We start from the raw sequence: 21059 nt of genomic DNA, 5'->3' as shown, positions 1-21059 counted from the left end.
AGAAACGCCGCGCCATATCCAGCCAGTTTGGCGGCGTCTCAACCTTAAAATCCGGCCAGCCGATACGCGCGTCGGTTCGATCCGTGACATTCCGGGGCTCCGTTGACATACTGTCAGCATATCCTCTGCCCAAAAAAAGGCCTTATCGAACGAAGATTAACACACCGTTGGCCGAGGACCGATCCCGTCCGGCCACGTTCCGTCGTCTACTGCCGCAGCATCTGTTGTTGCGCACCCATATTAGCGGGGGGTGGAAGAGACAAAGGAGACATCGGTTCCATCATCTTGCGCTAGGAAGTGTAAGGATTTCGCGGTAATGCCGCGGGATGACGGACGCAAGAAACTGGGAGCCGGCGAACCGGACCGCACCGATGCTGGGCGGCGTGATCGCGGTGCTCCGGACCTACTGGTTCGTCGGCATCGCGGCGGCGATCCTCGCCATCCCCAGCCTGGCGAAGCTGGGCCGGCAAGTCTGGACGACGGAACAGGGCGCGCAGGGGCCCATCATCCTGGCGACCGGATTGTGGTTGCTGTGGAACGAGGTTGCGGCGTCGCGTGTGCCCGCACGCCGGCCCGGGCCGATCCGGGCGCTGGTTCCGATCGTTATTGCCGCGCTCGGCTATCTGCTCGGCCGCGTGGCGGGAATCCTGTGGCTGGAATGGCTGGGTGTCAGCGTGGTGCTGATCGCGGCACTGCATGCCTATGTCGGCATGGCCAAATTGCGCGCCTTGTGGTTCCCGATTCTGTATCTGCTGTTCCTGACGCCGCCGCCCTATTCGGTGATCGCGCCGGCAACGCGCCTGCTGAAGCTGGCCATATCCGCCACGGCGGTCGAAGTGATGGGCCTGCTGGGTTTTCAGGTGGCGAGCAGTGGAACCACCATTTTCATCGATCAATATGAATTGCTGGTGGCGGAGGCCTGTTCGGGCATGAACTCGATCATGAGCCTGCTCGCGATCGGGCTGTTCTACATCTTCCTTCGGCACCGGGCCGATTGGCGCTATGCCTTGCTGCTGGCGGTGCTGGTGCTGCCGATCGCCATCCTGACCAATCTGGCACGGGTCATCATCCTGATGCTGATGACGCATTATTTCGGCGATGCGGTGGCGCAGGGCATGCTGCATGAAGCGGCCGGACTGATGATGTTCTTCATCGCCTTGTTCACGCTGATGGGCGTCGATCACCTGCTGTCGCCGGTCCGGCGCCGGCTGGCGCGGAGGACCGTGGCATGAGTGACGCGATGTCGACCCGGACAATGGCGCCGGTGTCCGATCGCCGGCAATTTCTGGTTGGTGGCACCATCCTGGCCGCCGCTGCGGCGGCGACCGCGCTGAGCCCCAAGCGGTTGCTGGCCGCGCCGCCGGAAGGTTTGCTGGAGCGCGCGATCCCCAACCAGATCGGCCCCTATCGCTATGTCACCGCGAGCGGGCTGGTGGTGCCGCCGCAGGACGAACTGAGCGAGCGCATCTATGACGCGGTACTGACGCGGGTCTATTCGGCGGGCCCGACCGGTCCCGGCATCATGCTGCTGATCGCCTATGGCAGCGCGCAGGATGCGGGGTTGCAGGTGCATCGGCCCGAGGTCTGCTATCCTGCGGCGGGCTATGCCATCCGCGAAACCGGCTATGAGCCGCTGACCGGGGTTCCGGGTGCCGAGGCAACCTATCTGAGCGTAGAGCGCGGCGACCGCAGCGAGCAGGTCTATTACTGGACCCGGATCGGGAACACGTTCCCGAAGGATCAGTGGACGGAAAAGCTGGCGATCTTCAACGCCAATGTCCGCGGCGGGATGCCCGACGGCGTGCTGGTCCGGGTGTCCGTCCTGTCACCGTCGCGCACCGAGTCGCTGGCGCCGGTCGCCACTTTCAACACCGCGCTTCTGGCCAGCCTGGGCCGGGATGGGCGCCGGCTGTTGCTGGGGCAAGCCTGAACAGTTCCAATCGGACCCGGCCGGGATATGACGGGCGCCACCAATGAAGAGGAAGATGATTTTGCGGATGATCGGGGGTAGGCGCACGGCGCGCCGTGCGGGACTGATGCTGGCGGTTGCCGTGGTCGGGCTGTCGGGATGCGGGAGCAAGACACCGAGCGGCCAGGTGGTGGCGAATGTCGACGGCGACGACATCACCCGGCGCGATCTGGTGACGGAATTGCAAGCCAGCGGCAACGGCGCGACGCCGTCCGAGGATAATCTGAAGAAGCTGCAGCCGGCGTTGGTGCAACAGGTCGTCAATCGCAAGCTGCTGGTCGCGCAGGCGAAGAAGGAAGGCATCGACAAGACGCCGGAATATCTGGCCGCGGTCCAGCGCGCGGGCGAGGTGTTGATGGTGCAGCAGCTGATCCAGCGCTGGGGATCGAAGCTGGACGTACCGAGTGAGGGCGAGGTGCAGGCGTTCATCGCCGCCAATCCTCAGATGTTCGGGGAACGCAAGGTGTTCGTGGTCGATCAGATCCGCAGCACCGCGTCCGGGATCAGCCCGGCGCAGTTGCAGCCGTTGAAGACCAACGATGCCGTCGCGGCCTTTCTGCAGTCGCAGCGTCACCCGGTGGAGCGCGGGCAGGCGACCCTCGATTCGATGCAGATGAGCCAGGCGCAATATAATCAGCTGGTGAAGCTGCCGGCGGGCGAGCCGATCGTGGCAATCAGCGATGGCATGTTGATGTCCAACGTGATCAGCGACATCCGCAATGCGCCGGTGCCGGAGGACCGGCAGATGACCGCCGCCAAGGCCGCATTGGCGCAGCAGGCGGGGCGCACGATGGTGGAGAACCAGATCCGCAGCCTGCGCCAGAGTGCCAAGATCGACTACCAGCCCGGCTTCGCACCGCCGGCCGCCCCGAAGGGTGCAGCCGCACCGGCCGGCAAATGAAGTGACGTCCCGGTCGGCGCGACGCCGATCGGGACACCCCGTCGATGATCAGATCAGGTGGAAGATCGTCGTCCAGGCGGCGGAGGTGATCGCGAGGATCAGCGTGAGCCGAAGAGCGGGGTGCCATTTGTCCACATGGGGTTCGTGATCAAGGTCGAGATCGGGCGTGGGTAGCGCGATGAACGGGCCGATCACGACAGGATCGACCGCGAACGCCTGTGTCACGCTGGCGATGTCGAGCGGGGTCGTGAACTGGCATGCCGCACCGTCGGCCGTAAGACGCGTGACGGTGCCGGTGCGCCGACCCAGGCCCGGCAAGCCGATGCTGACCGCTGTTCCGATCAAGGGCGGGTTGTCGATCGCGACCCGAAAACCGGTCGCGGACAGGTCGTGGACCACAACATCGACCGGCGCCGCCGAGTCGGGGCGGAACGTGCTCGGTCGATCGACCGGGCGCCGGTCCGCATCACGGCGGTCGGTGGAGGGAACCGGGCTGTAGTGATGAGTGGCCGCCATCGACTGGTCCTTGCGATCGAACCTGATCGGTAGCGCGCGTGCGGTTAAGAAAGGACTAAAAGCCGGAGGTTTGCCCCCGGGCATGATGAACCCTGTCGATGACGGTGCCTCATCACATAACCAGATAGGCAAAAAACTCTGTCCTACACGAATGTAACCCGTTAGCTGGCCGATCTTCTGCGGGGGAGACGGTGATGATCGGACGGGTGGGGTCAGCGATGTTGGCGGCGGCGGGTGTCGCATGGACCGCGGTGGCGGCGGCAGCACCGCCGCTGGTGGATGCGCCGGGTGGGTTCGTGCCGCGCAGCGCGCTGTCGTTCGGGGCGAGCGGTGCGGCCGCGGTCGCGGTGGACGACGAGCATCCGCTGCCCGTCGCCGCGGCGGGCCGCACCGTCATGTACAGCGATCGATCGGGCATGATCGCGGTTGCCGGGGTAGCACAGGTCCTGGCGCCGGCATCGGCGACCCGACGCGGGTTCTTCGTCCAGAATCTGTCGACCGGCGATCTGTGGTTGAACGGCACCGGCACCGCGGTTGCGGGATCGCCGGCGCTCCGGATCGGACCGGGGCAATTGTACGAATGTCCGGCAAGCGGCGTACCGGCGACCGCGCTGTCGATTCTGGGCACGGCCGCGGGCCAGACCTTTTCCGCGCGGGAGTGGTAGATGGCGATCCGGGACATCGGCAATGCCATCGGGGCCGGCGGCGTCCGGCTGACGGCCGATCAGACGCGATTCGGACCGGCGGCGGCTGGCAGCGTGATCGCGACGCTGTCCAATCCGTTCGAGGGCGCGACGCGCTATGAGGCAGTGGGCACCGTGCCCGCATCGTTGGGCCTGGCAGGCAATTGCATCGTGCGCGGCGGCGAAGCACCGGTCGACGGTACGCGCTATGCCGTGAAGATCCGCGCGATCAGCGCCGACGGCACGCGCGAGGCGGCCGAGACGCTGTCCTTCGTCGGCGCGCCGCAGGCGGTGACGTTCGCCGCGACGCGGTTCGGGCTGAACGTCGGGCGGACCGCGGCCGCGGTGGCGGGCAATCGCTTCTTCGCTACGCGGCGCAGTTTCGCCACACCCAATTGGGAGGTGCGCGAGGCGCGCTTCCTGTTCTGGAACGGATCGATCCGGGGCGGCGCCGCGCAGGGCGCGGGCAATCCGGTAACGATCGAACGCGACGGCGTGCGGGTCGGATCGACCACACTGCCGCTGAGCTATGGCGGTGTGCAGGGTTGCGTGATCCCCGACGACGGGCTGGTCCTGTCGGATCCCCTGGCGACCCCGCTCGCCGCGAACAGCGTGTTCGCCTATCTCTCCGCCGGCAATGTCCAGGTCGGGCAATCCTATGTCGGGCAGACCGACTATCTGCTGCAGAATGGCGACGGCATCGCAACCGGATCGACCAGCCGCGCCAGCCTGGTCGACAGCGGCGCGGTGGGGCAGGGGTTTTCGGCGGGGGCGCACTGGTCCCCGATCGCGATGGTGGGCAAGGGCTGGGATGGGTCGCCGGTCGTGCTGGTGCTGGGTGACAGCGTGCCGGCTGGGCAGGTCGAACCCTTTGTCATGGCCGATGCGCGCGGCAATCGCGGCTTTGCGAGCAAGATGCTGGACGATCCGGCGCGACGATTGGCCCATGCCAATTATGCGGTCAGCGGCCTGCGCATCGATCAGGTTACGGGCGCCATCGTGCCGCTGCTGTCGCGGATCGCCGCGCTGTTGCCGAACGTGCCGTGGACGCATGTGCTGCTGTCGTTGGGGCTGAACGATCTGTTGCAGGATGCCGATCTGACGACGGTGCAGATGCGCTATGGCGGGCTGCGCGCTGCGTTGGCCGGGTTGCGCGCCGATGCGCCGGTCCACCCGCTGACGATCACGCCCGATACCGACAAGACGACCAACTTCTGGTCGGACGAGGCGGGGCAGGCGTTTTTCAGCACACGCTTCGGCCCGGCCCCCAGCGACTGGTCACGGTATAATGCGTGGATCCGGTCACAGCCGGCGGGATTCGCGGCGCCGATCGACGTGGCACCCGCAGTTGGCGGCAACAGCCCGGATCGGTGGCGCGTGCTGCCGTTCCAGGCCGTGCTGACGGCGGAGGTGCCGACCGATGGCTGGCGCCCGAACGGCAGCGCCGGGCCGACGCAGGTGACGCTGGACGCCGCTCCGCCGCTGGGGGCGATGCTGGTGTTCGGGCTTGGCCGTGCGGATCAGGATGGCGGCTATATCGCCGCGGCGGTCAGCGGAAGCGGCCCCTATACCGTCACGCTGCTCCGCAACCAGATCCAGCCCCCGCAGGCGCAGGCGCCGACCATCGCCAAGGCGCATGCCGCGGGCACACCGGTGCGCGCCTATGTGACCGCCGACGGACTGCATCCCGGCGGGCACGGGCACGAACTGATGCGCGCCGCGGGAGTGGCGGAGAAGGTGAAGCTGGTCTGAGGATCGGCGGTTCCGTTGCGGAAGCGCGGGGCCGCTGGCCTTGATTATCCATCCTGTGTTAACCGCCGGCCCGTACATGCGGCCGGGGGGTTCACGATGATCAGGCAAATCGCGTTTCGAGTGAGATTTGCATGAGCGAAGTTGTCCCAGCGGAACGCCGCGCCATTCATGCGGCAACGCACATGGCCTATCGTGCGGACATCGACGGCCTGCGGACGCTGGCCGTGCTGCCGGTGGTGCTCAATCATGTCGGTATTCCGGGGTTCTGGGGCGGCTATGTCGGTGTCGACATCTTCTTCGTCATCTCGGGCTATCTGATCACCGGCATCCTGGTCCGCGACCTCGCGGTGGGTCGTCACTCGTTGTCGGAATTCTACCGGCGGCGTGTGCTGCGAATCTTCCCGGCGCTGTTCGTCATGTTGACGGTCGTCACGATCATCGCGGCGGTTGTGATGCTGCCGGCGGAATTGATCCGCTATGCCCGATCATTGGGCGCGACGACGCTCTTCGGGTCCAACATCCTGTTCTATTCGGAAACCGGCTATTTCGCGCCCGCCGCCCGCTTGAAACCGCTGCTGCACACCTGGTCGCTGGCGGTGGAGGAGCAATTCTACATTCTCTGGCCGCTGATGCTGGCCGCCATCGGGACGCAGATCGCGCGGCAGAAGGCGCTGGTGCTGGCGGTGTCGGTAGTCTCGCTGGCCGTGGCCATCTATCTGGTCCGGGTCGATCCGGCATCTGCCTTTTACATGCTGCCCGCGCGGGCCTGGGAATTGAGCATCGGAGCCATGATCGCGCTGGGGCTCCGGCCCAGCCGTTTTCAGTGGCTCAACGAAGCATTGGCGGCGATGGGGTTGCTGATGGTTCTATATGCCATCAGGCGCTACACGGAGGCGACGCCCTTCCCCGGGATCGCGGCGTTGCTGCCATGCCTGGGCGCGGCGCTGATGATCGCGACCGGCGCTGCGCGGACCGTCGTGGCGCGGCTGCTGGCGCTACCGCCTGTCGTCTTTGTCGGGCGAATCTCGTTTTCTCTCTATCTGTGGCACTGGCCCGTCATCGTGTTCGCGGAAATGGCGCTGTTCCTGCCGCGGACACCGTTGGTGATGGCCGGTGAGGTGCTGGCCGGGCTGATCCTGGCCGTCCTGTCATGGCATTTCGTCGAGCGCCCGTTTCGGGTGGGCGTGTCCGGCTGGCGAACACCGGTCATTCTTGGTGTCGCGCTGGGTGTCATGCTGCTCTCGGTCGTCGTTGCGGCCGCGCTGTCCCTGTCGGGCGGCCTGCCGGCCCGGTTCACGCCCGCGCAGCGCGCGATCGCCGGCTATGCGGAGTTGGACGGAGACCGACTTTATCGAGGGGGCCGCTGTTTCCAGGTCGGAGATACCGATCGGTATGATGCGGCGCGCTGCCTTGTGCCCGCCACGGGTTCCAGGCCCGTGATCCTGATCGCGGGAGACAGCCATGCAGCACATCTGTGGCCCGGTTTCGCCACGCATCGCGATCGGTTTGACGTCCTCCAGGCCACACGGACCGGATGGCGGCCGCTGGTGTATCCGTCGGCTCAAGAGGGTGCTTGCCAACGTTTCTTCCGCGATTTGCTGACATCATGGCTTCCCGCCCACCGCGTCGACCGGTTGTTGCTGGCGGGGCGGTGGAGCATGGGTGACCTGCCCGCGATCGAGGCCACGCTGACCAACCCCGCCATCCGGCGCGCGCGGCCGATCCTGATCGGACCGGCGCCGCAATATGCAACTGCCTTGCCCCGGCTGCTGGTGTTCGCCGATCGGCGCGGCGACCCCGACCTGCCCCAACGGGCCCTGACGGCCAATGTCCAGGCCACGGACCGCGCGATGCAGGCCGTCGCGGTGCGCACCGGTACGCCCTATGTCTCGCTCGTCGTGCTGCTCTGTCCGCAGTCGCGCTGTCGAACGTGGGCACGCCCGGGCGTGCCGATGCAGTTCGATTATGGGCATTTCACGGGCGCGGGGTCCGAAGTGGTGGCGGATGCGCTGCTGCCCACGATCCGTGCGCGATGACGACGCGGCATTTTCATACGCTGGACAGCATGCGCGGGGTCGCCGCGGTAGCCGTTGTCTGCATGCACATGTCCGCTTTCCTGGCACCGATCGCCGTGCCGCACGGCTATCTTGCGGTCGACCTGTTCTTCGGGTTGAGCGGGCTGGTCATCGCGCATGCCTATGGTGCGCGGCTGGACGCCGGGATCGGTTTCGGCCGGTTCGCGCTGCTGCGGCTGGTCCGGCTCTACCCGCTCTATCTGGCGGGCACGCTGATCGGGATCGTATTCTATCTGGCCGCGACCCGGATGGGCCAACGGGACGGGCATTCCGCGCTGGAGATCGGGTCGTCGATTGCGGCCGCGCTGGTGATGTTGCCGGCGCCGTTCGTCATCGGGCCGCGCGACTGGCTGCAGCCGTTCAACATCGTGGGCTGGTCGCTGTTCTTCGAACTGGCGGTCAATTTGCTGCTGGTGGTGATATGGCGATGGCTGACGCGCGGCGTGCTGATCGCGATCATCCTGGTGTCGGGGATCGTCCTGGCCGTGCAGACCGGTGCGCACGGCACCGCCGATGTCGGGGCGGAATGGTCCACGGCCGCACTCGGCATCGCACGAACCCTGTTTTCCTTCTTTCTTGGTGTGGCGTTACAGCGGTTGCCGCGACCGCCGGTGATGCGAACCAGCTGGGCTTGGTTGCTGCCGGCCGCGCTGGTGCTGACCTTTCTGCCGAGCCTGATGGCGGGGCCCTATTATGATCTGGTCTGCATCATGATCCTGTTTCCCGCCTTCATCTACGCCGGGACGATCGTGGAGCCGCACCGTGGCGGCGTTGCCGAAATGCTGGGCGCAATTTCCTTTGCGATCTATGCCCTCCACAGCCCGTTGATGCCGGTGGCCAACACGATGGCGAAACAGGTGATCGGACGGCTTGAGCCGATCGCTCCATGGAGTGGGATGGCGCTGGTCATCCTGATGATCGGGATCGCGTGGGCGGCCGACCTGTTCTACGATCGGCCGGTGCGACGCCGGCTGGCGATGTGGTTGCGGACACCCAGGAGTGCGGCGGCATGATCCGGGTTCTGCTGGTCGATCCGTCGCTTTACACCGCGCCCTACGATGCGGCGTTGTCGGCAGGGCTGGCGGCGAATGGCGTCGCACCCCGCTGGGCGGTCCGTGACCTGCGGCCGGGGGAGGAGGGTGATATCCCGGAGGCCGAGGTCGCGATGCATTTCTACCGGCTGACGGACGGGCGCCGGCGGCGCAGTGGCAAGGCATGGAAGCTGGTCAAGGGTGTCGAACATGCGATCGATCTGCGGCGCATGGAGCGGCTGATCGCGCGCGAAGCCTATGACGTGGTGCATTTTCAGTGGGCGGCTTTGCCCAGACTGGACGTTGCGGCGATCCGCCGGATTGCGCGTGGTCGCCCGGTCGTGTTCACGGTTCATGACACGACCCCGCTGAATGGTGCGGATGTCAGCCAGGCGCAGGTGCAAGGATATGACATGTTGTTCACGGCCGCACAGCGCCTGATCGTCCATACCCAGGGCGCGCGCGACGCCCTGATCGCGCGTGGTGTCGACGCGGCGCGGATTGCCGTCGTGGCACATGGCCCGATCGCGCTCCGGCTTGCGCCGCGCCCGGATCCCGACAAGCCGGCGGATCGGTGGCGCGTGGTGCTGTTCGGACGGTTGCAGGCCTATAAGGGCGTCGACGTACTGGTGGAGGCGCTGGGCCTGTTGCCGGCCGAGACGCGGGCGCGGCTGAACGTCGTCGTCGCGGGTGATCCGTTGATGAACATGGCGCCGATCCTGGCGCGCGCGGAGGCCCTCGGGCTGCATGCGCCGACGCTGACATTCCGGCTGGGGCGACTGGACGATCGCGCGATGAGCGATCTGCTGGGCAGTGCCGATGCGTTCGTCTTTCCCTATCGCGCGATCGAGGCGAGCGGCGTCCTGTTCCTGGTCGCCGGCTTCCGCAAATGGATGATCGCGAGCCGGTTGGGCGCCTTTGTCGATGCGATCGGTTCGGCCGAAGGCAGCGGTGCCCTGGTGGAGCCGGGCGATGCGGCGGCGCTGGCCGCCGCGCTCGCCGACGGCATCGGGCGGGCACCCTGTGCAACCGGCATGGACTGGGCCCCGGAGTGGAGCACCATCGGTCGGCAGACCGCGGATCTCTATCAGCAACTCGTCGCATCCCATTGCCGACAGGGAATTGCCCATGATGTTCGATAGGGGTTGGCAGATGCCGAGCGCCCGTCTAGCCACGAGGTTCAAGGGGAATAGCGTGAAGACAAGATCAGGCGCCGTCGCGGTCGTTGCGATATCGGTTGCGGCTCTGGCTGCTGGTTCCGCGCAGGCGGAGGTCGATCTGCGCGTGAACAGCGGATATCGGCATGAAAGCAATCTATTCCGGCAATCCAAGGCGCTCCCGAACGCGGATCAGCAGAGCGGCTCCCGTTCCGACGATGTCTTCTCCCTGGGTGGCACGGTCACCGCGGAGGTGAATCCGGGCAACTTCAACACGGTGCTGCAACTCGATGCCGGGCAGGAATGGTATCGGCGCAATTCGGCCCTGAACAATTTCAATTATACCGCCCAGGCGGCGGTGACCCGGGAAACCGGCGGGATCGTCGGGCTGCGGCTGGATGCGCTGTCGCAGCGTTCGCTCAGTTCCTACGCCGATATCCGGACGCGGCTGCGCAACGTGCAGGATCTGCAGCGGGTGACGGGGGAGTTCACGCTGCCGATCACGCCGGACATCCGTCTGGTGGCCAATCCGGAATTCACGCAGAGCCAGAATTCCGCGGACATCGTGAAGGTCAATGACTTCCGGCAATATGGTACGGGTGTCGGCGTTGGCTGGTTTTCGCCGATCGGCAACAGCATCGCGGTGACGGTGTCGCAGCGCTATACGGATGGACTAAGCGACCGTACGATCCCGGTGTCCGAGACGCAGAGCGTCCTGTCGCGGATCAACCTGGTCGATACCGGGGTGGGCGTGAAGCTTCGCTACGCACCCAGTGTGCTGACCAGTATCGAGGCGAATGTCGGGATCATCCGGCGCAATGACCGCTCCGTCCTGAACAATGATTATACCGGACCCTCGGGCGAGGTGATCCTGCGCTACATGCCGCGGGATTCGTTCAGGGTTTCGCTGACGGCGGGGCGCCGGCTGGAGGCACAGAGCTACATCTTCATCGATTCGGTCCGATCCGATTATGCCGCCGCAACGGTCGTCGCGCAGGTCATGGATCAGCTGACTTTGAACGGCCGGCTCGATATCGGCTGGCGGATCTTTCGGTACGACCCCTTGTCCCAGCTGCCCCAGCTCACCGATCGCAGGGAACGGCTGTTCCGCCTGGCCGGCGGAGCGGAATATCGGCTGCTCGGACGGCTGCTGCTGGGCGCGCGGGCCGCATATGATCAGCGACGGTCCAACATCGCGCTTGGCGGCTACAAGGCGATGACGATTGCGGCCACCGCGTCGGTTGCGTTCGGCAATCGTAAAGCAACGGTGTTCTAATGCAGCGCGACTCGAACCGATCTGGAGATGACATGGTGAAGCGTGCTGGGTCGATAGTCTATTTGGGCGGCGTCATGGCAGCGATCGCCTGCGCCGGCGTGGCACTGGCGCAATCCGCGTTCCCGACGGGAACCGGCGCTGCGATGTCGGCACCGGCCCCCATTATTTCGGGCGCGTCGGCCGATTACAAGATTGGTGCCGGCGATCTGCTGACGATCAGCGTCTATCGTTCCCCCGATCTGCAATCCTCGGTGCGGGTCGGTACCGACGGCGCCATCACCTTTCCCGCATTGGGCAATGTCACGGTTGCCGGACTGACGGCCGATGGCATCGCCGACAAGCTTGCGTCCGGGTTGAAGAAGCGCGGCATCCTGGTGGCGCCCTCCGTCAACGTCCTGGTGGCCGAAGTGCGATCCAAGGTGGTGATGGTGATGGGCGCGGTCGGCCGTCCGGGCGAAGTTCCGCTCGATCGACCCGGACTGTCGTTGGCTGCGGTGCTGGCACGGGCCGGTGCGGCGTTCGGAACCGGCAGCGGGATCGTGACCGTCAAGGGCGGTCAATCCGATGCGGCAGCCAGCGAACAGTTCCGGATCAGCGACCTGGTGTCCGGCGCGCGCGACCGCGACGCGCGTCCGGGCGAGATCCTGGTCGTCGAGTCCGCGCCCACCATCTATGTTTCCGGTGAAGTCGGTCGGCCGGGCGCCTACCCGCTGGAACCCGGCATGACGGTCGGACAGGCGGTGGCGCTGGGCGGCGGGATCACGCCGCGCGGGTCGAAGGGGCGGATCCGGGTGACGCACAAGGCGCCCGACGGCACCGCGACCGAGGCCAAGAAGGTGAATTTCGATACGCCGGTTCAGCCCAACGACCTGATCTATGTCGGACAGCGCCTGTTCTGATCCGTGAACGCCGTATCCGTTCGCTGATGGAAGCCAAGGAAATCCTATGAACCTGCTCCAAATCGGTCTGATCCTGAAAGCGCGCTGGCGGATCGTCCTCGCCGCGATCGCGATCGGCCTGCTGCTGTCCGCATTGTGGGCATTCCTGTCCGCGAGCATCTATCAGGCCTCGGCCCAGGTGCTGGTCAATGTGCGTGCGCCGGACGCGGTGTCGATGGTCCCCGGTGACAGCGGCGTGACGCCGCAGCTGCAGCCGGATTATCTCGCGACGCAGGTCGATGTCATTCGCTCGGACCGGGTCGCGATGGAAGCGGCGCGCAAGCTCGGCATGACGCAGGATCCCGAGGCGTTGCGGCAATATCGGGAGGCGGGATCGCCCGGATCGCCGGCACTGTTCTTCGCGCGGCAGCTGCAGCGTGGGTTGCGGGTGCTTCCATCGACCGAATCGCGCGTGATCACGATCAACTATGCGACCACCAATCCCGAAGCGGCCGCGATATCGGCCAACGCGTTTGCCAACGCCTATCGCGACGTCAGCCTCGCGTTGCAGACGGAACCGGCGCGTGAAGCCGCCGGTTTCTATGTCCGGTCGGCGGCCGATCTTCGGCGGCGGCTGGCGGACGCGCAGGAGGCGCTTGCGAAGCGTCGTGCGGAACTGGGCGTGACGGGACTGGCCGAGCAGTCCGATGCCGACGATGCGCGCCTGAACGCGTTGTCGGAGCAGCTGGCCGCGGCGCAGGCGGCGCAGGCAACACAGGGCGCGCGCACCGGCAGCAGTGCCTTGCCCGACGTGATGATGAGCCCGGTGGTACAGAGCCTGCAATCCGATATCGCGCGGCTGGAGGGGCAGCGGCGCCAGCTTGCGACGTTCGCCGGCCCGAACAATGTCGATTATCAGCAGATCACCAACCAGATCGCATCGCTGCGCAGCGAATTGGCCAAGCAACGCGCCCTGGTGACGCAATCGGCGGCGGCGAGTTCGGCGCAGGCGGGTCAGAGCGTGGCGTCGCTGCGCGGATCGCTGGAGGCGCAGCGTGCCCGCGTGATCGGTGCGCAGCGTGCCCGCGGTGAAGTCGCGGCGTTGCAGCAGGACGTCGACAACCTGAAGCAGACCTACGTCCAGCTGGTCGCGCGCCAGTCGCAGACCAACCTGCTGGGCAATTCGAGCCAGACCAACATCTCGATCCTGTCGCCGGCCACGGCGCCATCCGCTCCATCCGGGCTGCCCTGGCCGCTGAAGATCGTGATCGGGATGTTCCTGGGTACGATCCTGGGCGTTGGCACCGCCTTCCTGCTGGAATTCCTGGATCAGCGGATGCGCACCCCGGAGGACGCGACCGTGTGGCTCGGGATTCCCAATCTCGGTGGAGTACGCTCCATCGAGGCGGCGCCGACCCGGCTGATCGGATCGACGAAACGCTATCTGCCGGGACCCGCGGAAGGACAGATCTGATGAACGACGTTCCCGAACCTGGCGTACGAACGCCGACCCGGCCGGTCGACTATCATGCACCGTCCCCCAACCGGATCGGCGAGATGCTGCGCCAGATCAACCTGCTGACCGACGAGCAGGCGCAGGAAGCCGAGCGTTATGCCGACGAGCATGGTATGCGGTTCGGCGACGCGGCGGTGGCGCTGGGCTTCATCGACCAGTCGACCCTGCAGCGGGCGTTGGCGACGCAGTTCGACCTGCGCGGCGCGCAGGGTGGCGTGACGGGCGAGCCGCTGGCGTTCACGGCGCCGCAATCGCAGGCGGCCGAGGATTACCGGTCGATCCGCAACGCGCTCGCGCTGCGCTGGTTCAAGCATCCGCAGGGGGCGAACACGCTGGCGGTGGTCAGTCCGCAGCGCGGCGACGGCCGGTCGGTCATGGCGGCCAATCTGGCGGTGTGCCTGGCGCAGGTGGGATTCAACACCCTGCTGGTCGACGCCGACATGCGCAACCCGACGCAGCATCATCTGTTCAATCTGGACGACCGGATCGGCCTGTCCGGGTATCTGGCCGGGCGGGTCGATCCGAACGCGTTCGTCGAAGTTCCGGGCATCCCGAGCCTGACCGTGATGCCCGCCGGCGGGATCCCGCCCAACCCGCAGGAGTTGCTGCTGCGCGGCATGTTGAGCCGGCTTGTCGATGAAACCCGTCAGCGGTTCGAGATGGTGATCTTCGACACGCCCGCGGCGGAAGTCGGCAGCGATTATCAGCTGATCGGCGCGGAAGCGGTGGGGGCACTGATCGTAACGCACCGCGAGCAGACACGGACGCGCGGCGCCAAGCGCCTGGTGGAAAGCTGTCGCGGGTTCGGCATCCGCATCGTGGGGTCGGCGATGAGCGCCGCGCGCTGAGCCGCGGCGCGAGACCCGCCATGTCGTCGCCTTCCGGGATCGCGGTGGTCATTCCGACGCTCAACGAAGCAGCCGGCATTGCTGCGGTGATCGGGCAATTGCTGGACGGCGTGCCGGCTGATCGCGACGTGCGGCTGTATGTCGCCGATGGCGGCAGCTGGGATGCGACGGCTGCGATCGTCACGGGGATGGCGCGGAACGATGCCCGTATATGCTGGGTCGACAACCCGCAGCGCCTGCAAAGCGCAGCGGTCAATCTGGTCGCAAATCAGGTGCGGGATTGGGCGGAGATCCTGATCCGCTGCGATGCGCATGCCGGTTATCCGCCCGGGTTCGTCATGAACGTCGCGTCGGCAATCGCGCGGAGCGGGGCGGATTCGGTGGTCGTGCCGATGGATTCGGTCGGTACCAGCTGTATCGGACGCGCCATTGCGTGGGTTTCCGATACGCCGGCCGGATCGGGTGGATCGGCGCACCGGGGCGGCATGCGCAGCGGGTTCGTCGATCATGGGCATCATGCGGGCTGGCGTCTGGCCAGTTTCCTGGCGGTGGGCGGCTATGATCAGACATACAGCCACAATGAGGATGCCGAACTGGATTGCCGGCTCAATCGGAGCGGGTTCAGGGTGTGGCTGGAGGCCGACATCCGGCTGACCTACTGGGTCCGGCCGACATTTCGTGCGCTGGCGCGGCAATATCGCAATTACGGCAAGGGCCGGTCGCGCACCGTGCGCCGCCACCCCGGCACGATCCGCGCGCGTCAGCTGGCCGTGCCGAGCTTCGTCGCGGCGAACCTGCTGGCGCTGCTGCTGGCGCCGTGGAACGGCTGGACCCTGCTTCTGCCACTCGGCTATCTGCTCGCGCTGGCGGCAGTGTCGGTGCAGGTGGCTTGGCGGCGGCGGTCCCGGTGCGGGCTGCTGGCCGGGCCGGCCGCGCTGGTGATGCATGTCGCCTGGGCCGCCGGGTTCGTGCAGGGTCTGGTGACGGTTCGCGAGCCGCGATGGCAGGCAAGCCATGCGACATGATGCAGGGCCAGGCAGCGCGACGGCCGGAGGACACTCCACAAAGTCGGGGAACGGGGACATGAGCGACCGGATGTACATGGGCGATCGGGTGACCGTGGTCACGCCCACCTATCGGCCGGATCACGCGATCACGGTCGCGTTATGCGAAACCATCGATCGTCATTTCCGAATGGCCTACCGCCACATCCTGATCGTGCCGCGCCGGGATGTCCGCCTGTTCGGCCCCTTGGCGTCCCCCGATCGCGTCGTGCTGATCGCCGAAGATCTTCTGCGGCCTCACGGCTTTTTCAAGTTGCCGCTGCCGTCGCGGCTCCGCATTCCGGGCCTGATCGACCGGCGATTGCGGGAACAATGGTTCAAGCCCGGTGTCGGACGAATCACCGGCTGGCTGATCCAGCAGATCCTGAAATTGCAGTCGGCCGAACTGACGCAGGACGAGACGCTGGTGTTCATCGACAGCGATCTGGCCTTCATCCGCGATATCGATCGCGACATTTTCCAGGTGGACGGCAAGGTGCGGCTGCACCGCAATGCCGGCGGGTTGGCAAGTGACCATCATCGGCGCTGGCGTGAAACCTCCATGGCGCTGCTGGGGCTGGACGCCGCCGGCGTTGCGGAAAACGGATATATCGGCAACGTCATTACGTGGAAGCGATCGAACCTGGTCCGCATGCTGGACCGGATCGAAGCAGTGACCGGCGCAGACTGGCGCACGGCGGTGGCGAAGACGGGGAACGTGTCGGAATATATGCTCTATGGCTATCATGCGGAATATGCCCTGCCCGAACGGGGCGATCATCACATCGCACCGTTCGCGGGAGTTCATTCGCTATGGGTGGATGGCGCGGACAGCCGCACGGCGTTTCTGAATGGATTGCAGGCACATCATGCGGCCGTGCACATCCAGTCGACGATCATGTCGGGCATGGCGGAACGGCAGCGGCTGATCGCCGAAGCCGTGGCGCGTTCGACCGGAGCGGCGACGTAGGATGCAAGCGATGACATCGGGGATGAGCGCCATGCCGGCGCAGGCTGGCCGCGTGCGGGGCAAGTCGTCTCACGAGGTTGGGGCATGACGGTCGGGCGCAGCGCCACCGGTACGGTGTGGAACATCCAGATCCTGCGGTTCGTCGCGGCGGCGATGGTGCTGTTCGGGCATCTGAACCATGAAGTGTTGCAGCGACCGGACCTGAATGTCGCGGGTTTCCGGCCATTCGAAGCGGTTTGGTGGCCGGGCGGCGTCGATATCTTCTTCGTCATCAGCGGCTTCATCATGTATCATATCTCGGCCGACCAGTTCGGGCGGCCGGGGGCGTCGCGCCGGTTCATGGAGCGGCGGCTGATCCGGCTGGTGCCGCCCTATTGGGCGTTCACGGCGCTGGTACTGGTGGCGATGGCGCTGTTTCCGGCCCAGCTGGCCAGCAACGTAACCTCGCCCTGGCATATCGCGGCATCGTTCCTGTTCATTCCGGCGGCCAATCCGTCGGGTGTGGTGTTCCCGGTGCTGATCCTGGGCTGGACGCTGAACTTTGAAATGCTGTTCTATGTCTGCTTCGCGATCGGATTGACGATGCCGCGCCGGATCGGGCTGGCGATCATCGCCGCAATCCTGGTGACGCTCGCCCTGTCCGGCCTTTTCGGACCGCTCGACCTGCCGTTCGGGTTCTGGTGCAGCCCGGTCGTGATCGAATTCCTGTTCGGCATCGCGATCGCCGCCGTGCGCCGGCGTGGGGTTCGCATCTCGCGGGGCGTGAGCTGGCTGCTGGTGGCGGCGGGTGTCGCGGCGTTACTGGGGCTGCGCGCGATGGACGTGCCCGGGGTCGATTTTCGGTGGCGGTTCCTGTGGGCGGGCGCGCCGGCGCTGCTGCTGTGCGCGGGGCTGGCGCTGGTGCGGGAAGCGCCGGAGCCGGGCCGCATCAAGCGGCTGCTGGTGTTCGGCGGCGACATGTCGTTCGCGCTGTATCTCTCGCATCCATTCACGCTGACCCTGCTGGCCATGCTGATGACGCGCGGCGGCATCCGCGATCCCTGGCTGTATATCGCGATCTCGTTCGTCGTCTGCCTGATCGCCGCCGGCCTCGTCTATGTCGGTCTGGAGCGGCCGGGCTATCGCTGGCTGACGCGCTTCTATCATCGCCCGCGCAACAGCACGACGCGGCAGGGTGCGACGTGACCGACGGTATCCGCGCGGAGGATCGCAGCCGGACGCGATCGGCGCCGGCGGATGCCGCGCATCGTTACCGGCCGGAAATCGACGGATTGCGAGCGGTGGCGGTGCTACCGGTCGTGCTGTTCCATGCCGGCGTCGGCACGCTGTCGGGCGGGTTCGTCGGGGTCGATATCTTCTTCGTGATTTCCGGTTTCCTGATTACCGGAATCCTGTTCCGCGAAATGACGGAGCGGCGTTTTTCGATCTTGCGGTTCTACGAACGCCGGTTGCGACGCATCGTGCCCAATCTGATTGCCGCGCTGACCGCGACGACGGTGGTGGCGCTCGCGATCCTGATCCCGGTCGACCTGAAACTATATGCCTACAGCGTGATTGCCACGTTGGGGTTTGCAGCCAACATCTTCTTCTGGTTGAAGATCGGCTATTTCACGCCCAGCGCCGAACAGTTTCCGCTGCTTCACATGTGGTCGCTGGGGGTGGAAGAGCAATATTATCTGCTGTTTCCGCTGCTGATGATGGTGGTGGTGCGGCGCGACGGATGGTTGAAACCGCTGTTGTGGGGGCTGGTTGCGCTGTCGCTGGGAACCAGTCTGTACCAGGTGGCGACGGCGCCCGACGCCGCCTTCTATCTGCCGTTCGCGCGATTGTGGGAATTGATGGCGGGATCGCTGCTGGCCATCGGCGCGGTCCCGGCGATCCGATCAGAATCCGTGCGCGATGGCGTGGGATGGGCGGGGCTGGCCGCCATCGGCATCGCGGTTCTTGCCTATGGCGCGGATACGCCCTTTCCGGGCGCCAGCGCGTTGCTGCCGTGCCTGGGCGCGGCGGCGATCGTGCATGCCACCGGTAGCGGGCCGAGCGGCGTCGGCCGGTTGCTGGCGACCCGGCCCCTGGTGTTCGTGGGATCGATCTCCTACTCGCTCTATATCTGGCACTGGCCGCTGATCGTTTTCACCCGCTACGCGCTGCAACGACCGCTGACGCCGATCGAGATCGCGATGCTGCTGGCCGTCACGCTGACCGTCGCGATCGCGGCCTGGAAGTGGATCGAGCAGCCTTGGCGGCAACGGAGCGTGTCGTTGCGCCGGCTGCTGACGTTCACCGGGGTCGGCGCGGCGGGGTTGGCGGCGGTCGCGGCGGCGCTGATCGTCGCGCGCGGCTGGCCGGATCGATATCCCGCGGCGATCCGCGTGGTGGCAATGGCGCCATTCGACATCAATCCGCGGCGCGCGGCGTGCGATAGTCCGTCCATCGCGCGGTTGGCGGCGGGCGACGTCTGCCGCATCGGCACGGCCGGGGTGGCGCCCAGCTTTGCGCTGGTCGGCGACAGTTTCGGCGATGCCTGGGCGCCGGGCGTCGATGCCGCCGCCGCCGAGGCGGGCGTGTCCGGCCTGTCATTGACGCAAAGCGGCTGCGCACCGCTGATGGGCGTGAACGAACCCGGGAGTAGCTGTCGTGCGCGGGTGGAGGCGATGTATGCGCTGATCCGGCGGACGCCATCCATTCGCCATATCCTGATCGTCGGACGCTGGCCCGCGATGGTGGAGGGCCGGCGGTTCGGCCTGCTCGGCGCGAAGCCGATCCGCCTCATCGACGATGTGGATGCGGTCGGCGCATCCGACGGGAACGACGCGGTGGTCGCGCGCGGCTTCGTGCGCTCGATCGCGGCCGTGGCACCGGCGCGGATGATCGCGGTGACCGGACTGCCGGAGCAGGCGGTGAACGTGCCGCAGGCCGCCACGGTACGAATGCTGTTCGGCGGTGATCTTTCGGGGATCGCGCGCCCGGTCTATGCCCTGCGGCAGGCGAGGACCGCGCGGCTGCTGAACGATGTGGCCGCGCACCATCCGCTGCGCATCATCGATGCCGGGGCGGTGCTGTGCAATGCCGGTCACTGCCCGATCCTGGCCGATGGGCGCGCGCTGTACGTCGATGACAATCATGTGTCGCGGTTCGGGGCGATCGCCCACCGCCGGTTGTTCATGGATGCGTTCGGTACGGCACGGCATCCCGCCGGCACGATCGATCGCGAAGCGCGGCCATGACGGATCGGCCATCCGCGCGTCCGATCCGGGAGCAGCCGGGCGCGACGTTCAATCCCTATGTCCACGGTGCTCGCGGCCTGTTTGCGATGATGGTCTTCGTCTTCCATATCGCGCATTCCAGACTGCCGAGCTTCGCCTTCGCTGCCACCGCGCCGGTGGAACTGGCGCTGACATCGCTGCAATATGGCGTCGAACTGTTCTTCGGGATCAGCGGGATCGTCATCATCGGCGCGCTGGCGCGGTCGCCGACGCTGGGCGCATTCGCATGGGACCGCGCGACCCGGATCTTTCCGGTGCTGTGGATTTCGATCGTGGTGATCCTGTTGCTGGGGCTGGTGGCGGGCGTGCCGCCGGCGGCACGGACGATCGGCCACTGGGTCGCCAACCTGTTGCCGGCGCCGCCGTTCATCCTGGTGCCGTTGATCAATCCTCCGGCCTGGTCGCTGGGGTATGAAATCTTCTTCTACATGCTGGCGGCATTCGTCTGGTGGTGGCGACCACGCGGCCTGATGCGCGCCGTGGTGTGGGCGGTCGGGATACTGCTGCTTGCGGCGTTTCCGAGAGCCATGCTGATGCTGTCCGGCGTGTTGATCGCCCGGCAGATGGCGACCGGTCGCCGGGTGCACGGGCTGCACCGCTGGCCGGGCGTCGCGCTGGTGGCGTTCCTGCTGTGCTGGCGCGGGGCGGCGTGGATGGAATGGCGGACCATGGAAGATTCCAACCTGTTGGGGATATTCTATGTGTCGGGGGCGGCCTGGGTCGCGTCGGCGCCGTTGATGATCCTTGGGGGGCTCTTCGGAACGCTGGCGCTGATCGGCATCCATGAGGGGCGCGGCCTGCTGGCGCGGATCCTGGCGACCAGGCCGCTGCTCTGGCTGGGCACCGTCAGCTACAGCTTCTATCTGTGGCACCCGACCGTGCTGGCGGTGGTCAAGCGCGGCCCGGGAATGGCGCGCCTGCTGGACCAGGCGGGACCGGCGGCGCAGCTGGTCCTGTTTCTGCTGGCGCTGCCGGTGGTACTGGTGGTCAGCTGGGCTAGTCAAAGGCTGATCGAGGTGCGATTGACGCGGTGGCTGCGCCGGTTCGGACCGGCAAAGCCGCCGGGTCCGGTGGAGCGGGTGCTGGCGCCGGCGCATGGAGATGTTCGATGAGAAGCCGGATTGCGTTGCTCATTGCGGCCACCGTTGCGTCCGCTTGTTCAGCCGGGTCCCCGCCCG

General features: G+C 66.4%; 18 protein-coding genes. 17 read left to right on the top strand and 1 reads right to left on the bottom strand.

Features of this window, described 5'->3' with window-relative positions; all coding sequences use genetic code 11:
- Positions 1–326 precede the first annotated feature (326 nt).
- The 3 genes from xrtV (at position 327) to VF649_RS01955 (ending at position 2870) form a co-directional block, all read left to right on the top strand.
- Positions 327–1232, top strand: a complete 906-nt coding sequence (gene xrtV / locus VF649_RS01965; protein ID WP_331010278.1) for an exosortase V — start codon at positions 327–329, stop codon at positions 1230–1232.
- 8 nt (positions 1233–1240) lie between these two features.
- Positions 1241–1930, top strand: coding sequence for an exosortase-associated protein EpsI, V-type (gene epsI, locus VF649_RS01960; protein ID WP_331010277.1), 690 nt, complete (start codon positions 1241–1243; stop codon positions 1928–1930).
- Between the two features lie 67 nt (positions 1931–1997).
- The gene (locus tag VF649_RS01955) at positions 1998–2870 is read left to right on the top strand and encodes a SurA N-terminal domain-containing protein (protein ID WP_331010276.1); all 873 of its coding nucleotides are present in this window, start codon (positions 1998–2000) and stop codon (positions 2868–2870) included.
- Between the two features lie 48 nt (positions 2871–2918).
- On the opposite strand, the gene VF649_RS01950 is transcribed toward VF649_RS01955, so the two are convergent.
- Positions 2919–3386, bottom strand: a complete 468-nt coding sequence (locus VF649_RS01950) for a PilZ domain-containing protein (RefSeq protein ID WP_331010275.1) — start codon at positions 3384–3386, stop codon at positions 2919–2921.
- 194 nt (positions 3387–3580) lie between these two features.
- Between VF649_RS01950 and VF649_RS01945 the strand changes: the two genes are divergently transcribed.
- From VF649_RS01945 to VF649_RS01880, 14 genes are all read left to right on the top strand, one after another.
- Positions 3581–4051 carry a hypothetical protein gene (locus VF649_RS01945; RefSeq protein ID WP_331010274.1) on the top strand — a complete coding sequence of 157 codons (471 nt, stop codon included), beginning with the start codon at positions 3581–3583 and terminating at the stop codon, positions 4049–4051.
- Complete coding sequence (locus VF649_RS01940) at positions 4052–5821, top strand: GDSL-type esterase/lipase family protein (RefSeq protein ID WP_331010273.1); 1770 nt, start codon at positions 4052–4054, stop codon at positions 5819–5821. It begins immediately after the preceding gene.
- 131 nt (positions 5822–5952) lie between these two features.
- The gene (locus tag VF649_RS01935; protein ID WP_331010272.1) at positions 5953–7857 is read left to right on the top strand and encodes an acyltransferase family protein; all 1905 of its coding nucleotides are present in this window, start codon (positions 5953–5955) and stop codon (positions 7855–7857) included.
- Positions 7854–8909: an acyltransferase gene (locus VF649_RS01930; RefSeq protein ID WP_331010271.1), complete on the top strand. Its 1056-nt coding sequence runs from the start codon at positions 7854–7856 to the stop codon at positions 8907–8909. Before VF649_RS01935 ends, VF649_RS01930 begins: the two co-directional genes overlap by 4 nt.
- Positions 8906–10069: a glycosyltransferase gene (locus VF649_RS01925; RefSeq protein WP_331010270.1), complete on the top strand. Its 1164-nt coding sequence runs from the start codon at positions 8906–8908 to the stop codon at positions 10067–10069. Before VF649_RS01930 ends, VF649_RS01925 begins: the two co-directional genes overlap by 4 nt.
- Before the next feature lie 52 nt (positions 10070–10121).
- Positions 10122–11360 (top strand): outer membrane beta-barrel protein, encoded by a 1239-nt coding sequence (locus VF649_RS01920; RefSeq protein WP_331010269.1) that lies wholly within the window; start codon positions 10122–10124, stop codon positions 11358–11360.
- A gap of 32 nt (positions 11361–11392) precedes the next feature.
- Positions 11393–12259, top strand: a complete 867-nt coding sequence (locus tag VF649_RS01915; protein ID WP_331010268.1) for a polysaccharide biosynthesis/export family protein — start codon at positions 11393–11395, stop codon at positions 12257–12259.
- Positions 12260–12305: 46 nt separating this feature from the next.
- A complete protein-coding gene (locus tag VF649_RS01910; protein ID WP_331010267.1) occupies positions 12306–13712 on the top strand; it encodes a GNVR domain-containing protein in 1407 nt (468 codons plus the stop codon).
- Positions 13712–14602, top strand: coding sequence for a polysaccharide biosynthesis tyrosine autokinase (locus VF649_RS01905; RefSeq protein ID WP_331010266.1), 891 nt, complete (start codon positions 13712–13714; stop codon positions 14600–14602). The genes VF649_RS01910 and VF649_RS01905 overlap by 1 nt, the downstream gene beginning before the upstream one ends.
- A 20-nt stretch (positions 14603–14622) precedes the next feature.
- Positions 14623–15627, top strand: coding sequence for a glycosyltransferase family 2 protein (locus VF649_RS01900; protein ID WP_331010265.1), 1005 nt, complete (start codon positions 14623–14625; stop codon positions 15625–15627).
- A gap of 58 nt (positions 15628–15685) precedes the next feature.
- Positions 15686–16615 (top strand): DUF6492 family protein, encoded by a 930-nt coding sequence (locus VF649_RS01895; protein WP_331010264.1) that lies wholly within the window; start codon positions 15686–15688, stop codon positions 16613–16615.
- An 84-nt stretch (positions 16616–16699) separates the two neighbouring features.
- Positions 16700–17800, top strand: coding sequence for an acyltransferase (locus tag VF649_RS01890; protein ID WP_331010263.1), 1101 nt, complete (start codon positions 16700–16702; stop codon positions 17798–17800).
- Entirely contained in the window at positions 17797–19842 is a 2046-nt protein-coding gene (locus VF649_RS01885) for an acyltransferase family protein (protein WP_331010262.1), read from the top strand. Before VF649_RS01890 ends, VF649_RS01885 begins: the two co-directional genes overlap by 4 nt.
- Complete coding sequence (locus VF649_RS01880; protein ID WP_331010261.1) at positions 19839–20993, top strand: acyltransferase; 1155 nt, start codon at positions 19839–19841, stop codon at positions 20991–20993. Before VF649_RS01885 ends, VF649_RS01880 begins: the two co-directional genes overlap by 4 nt.
- The last annotated feature ends 66 nt before the right edge of the window (positions 20994–21059 follow it).

Source organism: Sphingomonas sp., from assembly GCF_036387535.1.
Lineage (GTDB): Bacteria > Pseudomonadota > Alphaproteobacteria > Sphingomonadales > Sphingomonadaceae > Sphingomonas_R.
Note: the sequence above shows the minus strand (reverse complement) of the source record. Positions and strands in the feature narration are given on the sequence as shown.

Bases quoted from the DNA above. Each gene is read 5' to 3' on its own strand.
- VF649_RS01930 (WP_331010271.1), top strand. From the start codon at position 7,854: ATGACGACGCGGCATTTTCATACGCTGGACAGCATGCGCGGGGTCGCC.
- VF649_RS01890 (WP_331010263.1), top strand. From the start codon at position 16,700: ATGACGGTCGGGCGCAGCGCCACCGGTACGGTGTGGAACATCCAGATC.
- VF649_RS01940 (WP_331010273.1), top strand. From the start codon at position 4,052: ATGGCGATCCGGGACATCGGCAATGCCATCGGGGCCGGCGGCGTCCGG.
- epsI (WP_331010277.1), top strand. From the start codon at position 1,241: ATGTCGACCCGGACAATGGCGCCGGTGTCCGATCGCCGGCAATTTCTG.
- VF649_RS01915 (WP_331010268.1), top strand. From the start codon at position 11,393: ATGGTGAAGCGTGCTGGGTCGATAGTCTATTTGGGCGGCGTCATGGCA.
- VF649_RS01910 (WP_331010267.1), top strand. From the start codon at position 12,306: ATGAACCTGCTCCAAATCGGTCTGATCCTGAAAGCGCGCTGGCGGATC.
- VF649_RS01880 (WP_331010261.1), top strand. From the start codon at position 19,839: ATGACGGATCGGCCATCCGCGCGTCCGATCCGGGAGCAGCCGGGCGCG.
- VF649_RS01905 (WP_331010266.1), top strand. From the start codon at position 13,712: ATGAACGACGTTCCCGAACCTGGCGTACGAACGCCGACCCGGCCGGTC.
- VF649_RS01895 (WP_331010264.1), top strand. From the start codon at position 15,686: ATGAGCGACCGGATGTACATGGGCGATCGGGTGACCGTGGTCACGCCC.
- VF649_RS01900 (WP_331010265.1), top strand. From the start codon at position 14,623: ATGTCGTCGCCTTCCGGGATCGCGGTGGTCATTCCGACGCTCAACGAA.
- xrtV (WP_331010278.1), top strand. From the start codon at position 327: ATGACGGACGCAAGAAACTGGGAGCCGGCGAACCGGACCGCACCGATG.
- VF649_RS01955 (WP_331010276.1), top strand. From the start codon at position 1,998: ATGATCGGGGGTAGGCGCACGGCGCGCCGTGCGGGACTGATGCTGGCG.
- VF649_RS01925 (WP_331010270.1), top strand. From the start codon at position 8,906: ATGATCCGGGTTCTGCTGGTCGATCCGTCGCTTTACACCGCGCCCTAC.
- VF649_RS01935 (WP_331010272.1), top strand. From the start codon at position 5,953: ATGAGCGAAGTTGTCCCAGCGGAACGCCGCGCCATTCATGCGGCAACG.
- VF649_RS01950 (WP_331010275.1), bottom strand. From the start codon at position 3,386: ATGGCGGCCACTCATCACTACAGCCCGGTTCCCTCCACCGACCGCCGT.
- VF649_RS01945 (WP_331010274.1), top strand. From the start codon at position 3,581: ATGATCGGACGGGTGGGGTCAGCGATGTTGGCGGCGGCGGGTGTCGCA.